Origin of the sequence: Bradyrhizobium sp. 1 (assembly GCF_023073315.1) — a bacterium.
Lineage (GTDB): Bacteria > Pseudomonadota > Alphaproteobacteria > Rhizobiales > Xanthobacteraceae > Bradyrhizobium.
Genome location: NZ_JADPJH010000034.1, coordinates 403011 through 410226 on the forward strand (window position 1 = coordinate 403011; position 7216 = coordinate 410226).

The 7216-nt window shown below is 64.7% G+C and carries 7 protein-coding genes; 1 reads left to right on the plus strand and 6 read right to left on the minus strand.

Translation table 11 applies throughout. The features are described 5' to 3' along the window. The first annotated feature begins 230 nt into the window (after positions 1-230). The gene (locus IVB29_RS31865; RefSeq protein ID WP_247507371.1) at positions 231-1238 is read left to right on the plus strand and encodes a DUF3592 domain-containing protein; all 1008 of its coding nucleotides are present in this window, start codon (positions 231-233) and stop codon (positions 1236-1238) included. Between the two features lie 16 nt (positions 1239-1254). Here the strand turns inward: IVB29_RS31865 and IVB29_RS31870 are convergent, their stop codons facing one another. From IVB29_RS31870 to pimD, 6 genes are all read right to left on the minus strand, one after another. Beyond that, on the minus strand, positions 1255-1884 hold the full coding sequence (locus IVB29_RS31870; protein ID WP_247507372.1) for a glutathione S-transferase family protein: 630 nt from the start codon (positions 1882-1884) through the stop codon (positions 1255-1257). A gap of 239 nt (positions 1885-2123) precedes the next feature. Continuing rightward, positions 2124-2717 carry a GNAT family N-acetyltransferase gene (locus tag IVB29_RS31875; protein WP_247507373.1) on the minus strand — a complete coding sequence of 198 codons (594 nt, stop codon included), beginning with the start codon at positions 2715-2717 and terminating at the stop codon, positions 2124-2126. Then, positions 2714-4219: a glycerol kinase GlpK gene (gene glpK, locus IVB29_RS31880; protein WP_247507374.1), complete on the minus strand. Its 1506-nt coding sequence runs from the start codon at positions 4217-4219 to the stop codon at positions 2714-2716. Before glpK ends, IVB29_RS31875 begins: the two co-directional genes overlap by 4 nt. A gap of 314 nt (positions 4220-4533) precedes the next feature. After that, a complete protein-coding gene (locus tag IVB29_RS31885) occupies positions 4534-4926 on the minus strand; it encodes an endonuclease domain-containing protein (RefSeq protein ID WP_247507375.1) in 393 nt (130 codons plus the stop codon). Between the two features lie 106 nt (positions 4927-5032). Next, complete coding sequence (locus IVB29_RS31890) at positions 5033-5806, minus strand: SDR family oxidoreductase (RefSeq protein ID WP_247507376.1); 774 nt, start codon at positions 5804-5806, stop codon at positions 5033-5035. 126 nt (positions 5807-5932) lie between these two features. After that, on the minus strand, positions 5933-7075 hold the full coding sequence (gene pimD, locus IVB29_RS31895) for a pimeloyl-CoA dehydrogenase small subunit (protein ID WP_247507377.1): 1143 nt from the start codon (positions 7073-7075) through the stop codon (positions 5933-5935). Positions 7076-7216: the final 141 nt, after the last annotated feature.

A 7216-nucleotide genomic window follows, 5' to 3' on the forward strand; every position in this document is an offset into this window, starting at 1 on the left:
CCCGATGACCGGCTCCGCGACGCAATCCAGAACCCTGCCACGGGGACAGACTGGATTGCTTCGCTGTGCTCGCAATGACGGAGTGTGGGCAACCAAGTCGCTCTCCAACTCACATCCCAGGGCGCTTCGCATTCTCGCGGCGCGTTGCGCCCCCGGCCCCGCAATGCCGTGAACGCAACGCGCGTTCGTCGCGACCAATGGCGACCGCCGCCGGAACGCAAGGGAATCGGATGTTGAACGCCCAACAATTGATGTGGACGCAGATTGCCGCCGGCATCGCCGTCCTGCTGTTTGGATTGATGCTGTTCAACCTGGTCCGCATGCGAGGCCGGATGCAGGCCGCGCGGAGCTGGGACAAGGTGGAGGGCATCATCACGGTCTCCCGGGTCGATCAGCCGGCGGCGCACGCCTCGGACGATCGGAACGACGCCAAGCCTATCATCCGCTATCGCTATCAGGCCGGCGGCCAGGAACTGGAAAGTGACCAGATCTTCGTCGGCGGCCCCGCCATCACCACGAGGGTGCTGGCCGCAAAACTGACCGGGCGTTATCCGGTCGGCGCCCATGTCGAAATCCATGTCGATCCGAAGCAACCGACCGAGGCGCTGCTGGAGCCCGCCGCAGCGCAGAACGTCGCAGCGCTGGTGGCGTTCACGATGGTGTTCGGCATCATCGCAGCCACCCTGATCGCGCATTCGCTCGCGGGTCACGTGCTCTACGCCGACAATGGCGTTCCGCTGTTCGCGTTCGCGCTGCCAATCATCGTGCTCATGGGCGGTGTGTTCTGCGTCGCAGAATACGTCCGCACGCGCCGGCTGGCGAGCGCCAGCCTGCGCTGGCCGACCGCGTCGGGCAGGATTACGCATTCCGATGTGATCGAGGAGATCATCGAGGAGAAGACAGAGCACGACAACAGACCGACGACTTCAAAGCTTGTACATCGCTATCAGGTCGACCTCCGCTACGACTACAAGGTCGGCAAGCGCGACTTCACCGGCACCGAAATCAACTGGGGCGGCACCATGATCTCCGGGCTGCGCGAGGTCGCCGAAAAGGAAGCGGCGAAATATCGTCCCGGGCAGAGCGTCAAGGTCTATTACGATCCGGACCAGCCGGGACAGGCCGTGCTGGAGCCTGCAAGCCGGGAAGGCGCGCTGGGACCTCTGATCGGTGCCGCGGTCTGCGCGGTCGTCGGAGGTCTTTTCCTGACAATCCTGATCAAGGTTGGGTTCGCATAGCGGCGTTTGATGCGGCTCACCCCTTCGGCGGCGCCAGCGGCTGCATGATCTCCTGGAACGGCGGCAGTGCCTCGCACCGCTCGGCATGTGCCGCAAGCGCCGGATAACGCGACGGCGCGAACAATTGCGGATGCGCCTCGCGGGTAAAGCGAACGACGCAGGCCACCGCGACGTCGGCATGGCCGATACGGTCGCCCAGCCAGTACGGCGTGGTCACCTTGGCGCGCTCAGCTTCCAGCGCTTTGAGGACGTCCGCGATCTGCGCCTCGCAGCGCTCGACCCACAGCGCAAGCTGCTCCTTTCGCAACACACGCTCGTAGAGCAGGCTCACCGCCTTGTCGCCGAGACCGGATGCGAGCGCGCAGATGCGCAAATGACGCCGCCGCTCCGCGCCGCTTCGCGGCAGCATCGCCTTCTCGGGTTCGATGAGTTCGTCGAGATATTCCAGGATGATCGTGCTCTCGATCAGCGCTTCGCCGTCGTCGAGCACCAGCGTCGGCACCCGGCGCAGCGGATTATAAGGCGCGATGCTGTCGGCATCGCCGAAGGTCGACCACGGCCTGTGCTCGAAGGCGAGCCCGTAAAGGCGCAGCGCGATCGCGACGCGGCGGACGAAGGGGGGGTCGTATTGGCCGATCAGGAACATGGTTCTTCTCAATTGTTGGACACGGCAGGCCCGGTCAGTTCATCGCCAATACGCACCGGCTGCAACGAAAATCCTGGAAGGACAGCCCGGGTTTTCGCTGGCGCCAACTGGAAGAGCGACGGCAGCGCCACACTCCGTCATTGCGAGCGCAGCGAAGCAATCCAGGATCTTTCCGTGGAGGCAGTCTGGATTGCTTCGTCGCAAGGGCTCCTCGCAATGACGGTGGAGGCGGCCGTGTACTATCCGATGATCGGCACATGCCTCGCCGTCATCCGTGGCGCCGTTCCGTCGAGGCGCGGATCGTCGGCGATCTCGATCTGGCGGCGGAATGGGCGGAAGCCGGAGCGCTGGTAGAACGCGACGGCCGAAGGATGGTCGAAGGTACAAGTGTGTAGCCAGACGCGGCGCAGGTCGCGTGACCATGCAAGCTCCAGTGCCCGATTCATCAGGAAGCGGGCCGCACCCGTCCCGATCAATCCAGCGGTAACGCCGAAATAGACCAGCTCGCACTGGCCGGCCTCGCGGAAATCGAGCTCCAGCAGGCCTTCGTCGCGACCGTCCACGACAAGTGCGTAGACCTCGACGCCAGGCGCGTGGATGATCGCGGCGAGCTCTGCATCGTTCATGCGCGGCCGGGAAAACCACAGCCACTCCTCGCCGACGCGGCGGTAGAGGTCGCGATACCAATGAAGCGCGGGTACATCGACCTTGCGCAGGCTCCACGCACCGGGAGGATCGTCACGGCGCGCGGGAGGCGCGGTCATCTCCAGATGGGTGACGACAGCGGCGATCTTCCCGTTGGGCACATCGGAATAGCCGTCGGGAAGGATCACCCTTCCCCCTCGTCACTCGCCAGCACGCCCTTCACCGCGCGCGCCCAGCCTGCGAGCTTCCGCTCGCGCGTCGCCTGGCTCATGTTCGGCTTGAAGCGGTGCTCGAGGCGCCAATTGTCGGCGAATTTCGTCGGCTCGGGATAGACGCCCGCCTGGAGGCCGGCGAGATAGGCGGCGCCCAGCGCCGTGGTTTCCTGGATCACGGGACGATCGACCGGCGCGTCGAGCAGATCTGCGAGGCGCTGCATGGTCCAGTCGGACGCGGTCATGCCGCCGTCGACGCGGAGCACGACGCTTGCCACCTCCGAGCTCGGCCAGTCCGCGCGCATCGCGGCCCACAGATCAAAAGTCTGGTAGCAGACGCTTTCGAGTGCGGCGTGGGCGAGCTCGGCGGGGCCGGTGTTGCGGGTGAGGCCGAACAGCGCGCCGCGGACGCGCGGATTCCAGTAGGGCGCGCCCATGCCGACGAAGGCAGGGACGAGATAGACGCTCTGCATCGAGTCCGACTGGTCCGCGAGCGGGCCGGTCTCGGCGGCGTGCTTGATGATGCCGAGGCCGTCGCGCAGCCACTGCACCGCCGAGCCTGCGACGAAGATCGAGCCTTCCAGCGCGTAGGTGCGCTTGCCGTCGAGCTGATAGGCGACGGTGGTGAGCAGCTTGTTCTTGGACACCACCGGCGTGGTGCCGGTGTTGAGCAGCGCGAAGCAGCCGGTGCCGTAGGTGGACTTCATCATGCCCGGGCGGAAGCAGGCTTGCCCGATGGTCGCGGCCTGCTGGTCGCCGGCGATGCCTGAGATGGCGATGGCCCCGCCGAACAGATCCGGCACGCTCTCGCCGAAGCGAGCGGACGAATCCTTCACCTCGGGCAGCATCGAGCGCGGCACGCCGATGATCTCCAGCAGCTCGTCGTCCCACTGGCCGGTGTGGATGTTGAACAGCAGCGTGCGCGAGGCATTGGTGGCGTCGGTGGCGTGCACCTTGCCGCCGGTGAGGCGCCAGAGCAGATAGCAATCGACGGTGCCGAACATCAGCTCGCCGCGCGCGGCGCGCCCGCGCGCACCGGGGACGTGGTCGAGAATCCAGGCGATCTTGGTGCCGGAGAAATAGGGATCGATGATCAGGCCGGTCTTTTGCGAGATCACCGGCTCGCGGCCGTCGGCCTTTAGTTTGGCGCAGATGTCGGCGGTGCGGCGGTCCTGCCAGACGATGGCACGATGCACGGCTTGTCCCGTGGCGCGGTCCCACACCACTGTGGTCTCGCGCTGATTGGTGATGCCGATCGCGGCGATGTCCTTCGCGGTGATGCCGGCCTGCGCGATCGCATCGCGGCACACCGTCACGGTCGAGGTCCAGATGTCGTCCGGCTCGTGCTCGACCCAGCCCGAGGCCGGAAAATGCTGCGGAAACTCAGCTTGCGCACGGGCCGCGATCGAGATGTCGCTGCGGAAAACGATTGCGCGCGAGGAGGTGGTGCCCTGGTCGATGGCGAGGACGAAAGACATGGTGGCTTACCCTGGCGTTTCCCTGAGAGGAGTCATTGTGGCGCGCCAAAAGGAGCGGATTAGGGCGGAGAGGTCAAGGCGGGCTCTCGCTTACCCTCCCCTGGAGGGGGAGGGTCGACCGCGCGAAGCGCGGGCGGGGTGGGGTGAAGCCACAAAGACGGTCTCACCGAATCGAAGAAATTATTGCCGCTCCGGATTCGGAAGCACTGAATTTGCAGATAGTCTGTCACCCCGCCCCGGTTCGCATTCCGCTTCGCTGCATGCGACACGACCCTCCCCCTCCAGGGGAGGGTAAGAGAAAGCCGAGCTCGAAACTACGTTCGACGGTGCTTCAGAGGTATGGTCTCCGCGTCGCGCGATCCGTAGAGCTCGACATAGATGCGCTCGAGCACTGCGTCGAGTTCGCCTGTAATCTCCGAATTCCAGAATCGGATAACACGGTAGCCTTCGCGTTCGAGCCAGCGCTGTCGTTCAAGGTCTCGCGCGGCCGTGTCGTCGTCGTTGTGGTGTCCGCCATCGAGCTCGATGATGAGTCGCTTGGCTGGACAAAAGAAGTCGACAATGTAAGGACCGATCGGCGCTTGGCGGCGGAAGTGTGAGCCCTCGATCGGGAGTTCTTTGAGGGCGCGCCATAAGATTCGCTCGTGCGGCGTCGTGTTCGCTCTCAGCTTTTTCGCGGCCGCGCGTCGAATTGATGTTGAGACCATTGCCGTGGCTTCACCCCACCCCGCTCACGCTTCGCGCGAGCGACCCTCCCCCTCCAGGGGAGGGTAAGTGAAGCGCGGCCTCGACACAATTGCAAGTAGTAGCCGCCTACACCGACGCCGTGGTGACCCCGCCGTCGATCACGATGGTCTGGCCGGTCATGAAGCTCGATGCATCCGATGCGAGATACGCCACTGCGCCCGCGATCTCGTCGGGTTCGCCGATGCGGCGGAGCGGTGTGGTGGCGGTGCGGCGCTTGAGGTTGGCTTCGTCTTCCCAGAGCGCGCGGGCAAAATCGGTTTTGACGAGGCCGGGCGCAATGCAGTTGACGCGGACGCCTTTCGGGCCCCATTCGCCGGCGAGCGAACGGCACAGCGCGAAGTCGGCGGCTTTCGAAATGCCGTAGGCGCCGATGACCGTAGAGCCGCGCAGGCCGCCGATCGAGGAGATGATGACGACGGAGCCGTTGCCACGCTCCGCCATCTGCGGGATCGCGAGTGCGGAGAGCCAGATGTTGCTCTTGACGTTCGAGCCCATGATCTTGTCGAAGGCTTCGTCGGTGATGTCGAGCAGCGGGCCGTAGTAAGGATTGACGGCGGCGTTGCAGACGAGGATGTCGATCTTGCCGTAATGCTTGATCGTGCCCGAGATCAGCGCCTCGACCTCGGCCTTGCGGGCGATGTTGCAGGGGATGACGGCGGCATCGCCGCCGGCCGCATTGATGCCGTCGGCGACGTCTTTGCAGGCGTCGGCCTTGCGCGAGGAGACCACGACTTTTGCGCCGAGCTTTGCGAGCAACTCGGCGGAGGAGCGGCCGATGCCGCGGCTGGAGCCGGTGACGATGGCGACCTTGCCGGTGAGATCGAACGGGGTGTTTTTCATTGTTGTTGCCTCGCTGCTTCAACGATCTCCGTCATTGCGAGCGCAGCGAAGCAATCCAGAATCTTTCTGCGGAGAAAGTCTGGATTGCTTCGTCGCAAGGGCTCCTCGCAATGACGGTGGAGAGACCTAGATCAACCCGCCGCCATCCGCGACGCGGCGCTGATGGTAGTCAGTGTCGCCAAAGCTGTTCTCGATCATGGTGAGGCGCTTGAAGTAGTGACCGATCTTCGCCTCCATGGTCATGCCGATGCCGCCGTGGAGCTGGATCGCCTGCTGTCCCACGTATTTCAGCGACTTGCCGATCTGCACCTTGGCCGCGGCGATCGCGTTGGAGCGCTCCTTGGCGTCCTCGAAATCACCGGCCATGGTCGCGAACATCGACATCGATCGCGCCTGCTCGGCGGCGACGAACATGTCGGAGGCGCGATGCTGCAGCGATTGGAACGAGCCGATCGCGACGCCAAATTGCTTGCGCGTCTTGATGTACTCGACGGTCGTCTTCAGCGACTCGTCCATCAGGCCGACCGCCTCGGCGCAGAGCGCGACGCGGGCTTCGTCCACGACGCGCTCGATCAGGGCGAGCGAGTCATCCGGGTTGCCGAGAGCGGCATCCGCGCCGACCTCGACACCCGTAAAGGTGATGTCGGCGGCGTGCAGGCCGTCCTGGGTCGGGTACGACTTCTTGGTCACGCCCTTGGCGCTCGCCGGCACCAGGAACACGCCGATGCCGGACTTGTCGCGGCGGTCACCCTTGGTGCGCGCGGTGACGACAAGCGTCTCCGCGTTCTCGCCGTTGAGCACGACGAATTTCTCGCCGTCGATGACCCAGCCGTCGCCCTTCTTCTTCGCGGTCGTGGTGACGTCGAAGAGGTCGTAGCGCGAGTTCTTCTCGAGCTGGGCGAAAGCTAAAGTCTTGCTGCCGTCGATAATGCCGGGGACGTGCGCAGCCTTCTGCGCATCGGAGCCGGCATGACGCAGGAAGCCGCCGCCGATCACGACGGTTGCCAGATAAGGCTCGAGCACCAGCGCCTTGCCGAGCGCTTCCATCACGATCATGGTCTCGACACCGCCGCCGCCGAAGCCGCCATCCGCTTCGCTGAAGGGCAGGCCGAGCAGGCCCTGCTCGGCGAGCTTGCCCCAGACGGCCTGGCTCCAGCCGCCCTTCTCCTTCATGTACTTCTTGCGGCTCTCGAAATCGTAGGAATCGGTCAGCAGGCCGTCGATGCTGTCCTTGAGAAGCCGCTGCTCCTCGTTCAGATCAAAATCCATCTCTGTTTCCTCAGGTCACAAATCTCGGTGTTGCGCGGGGTGCCTCTTCACCTCTCCCCGCCTGCGGGGAGAGGTCGATTTGCGAAGCAAATCGGGTGAGGGGGTACCGCTCTCTCGACCAGTCGATACTCGGAGAGAGGG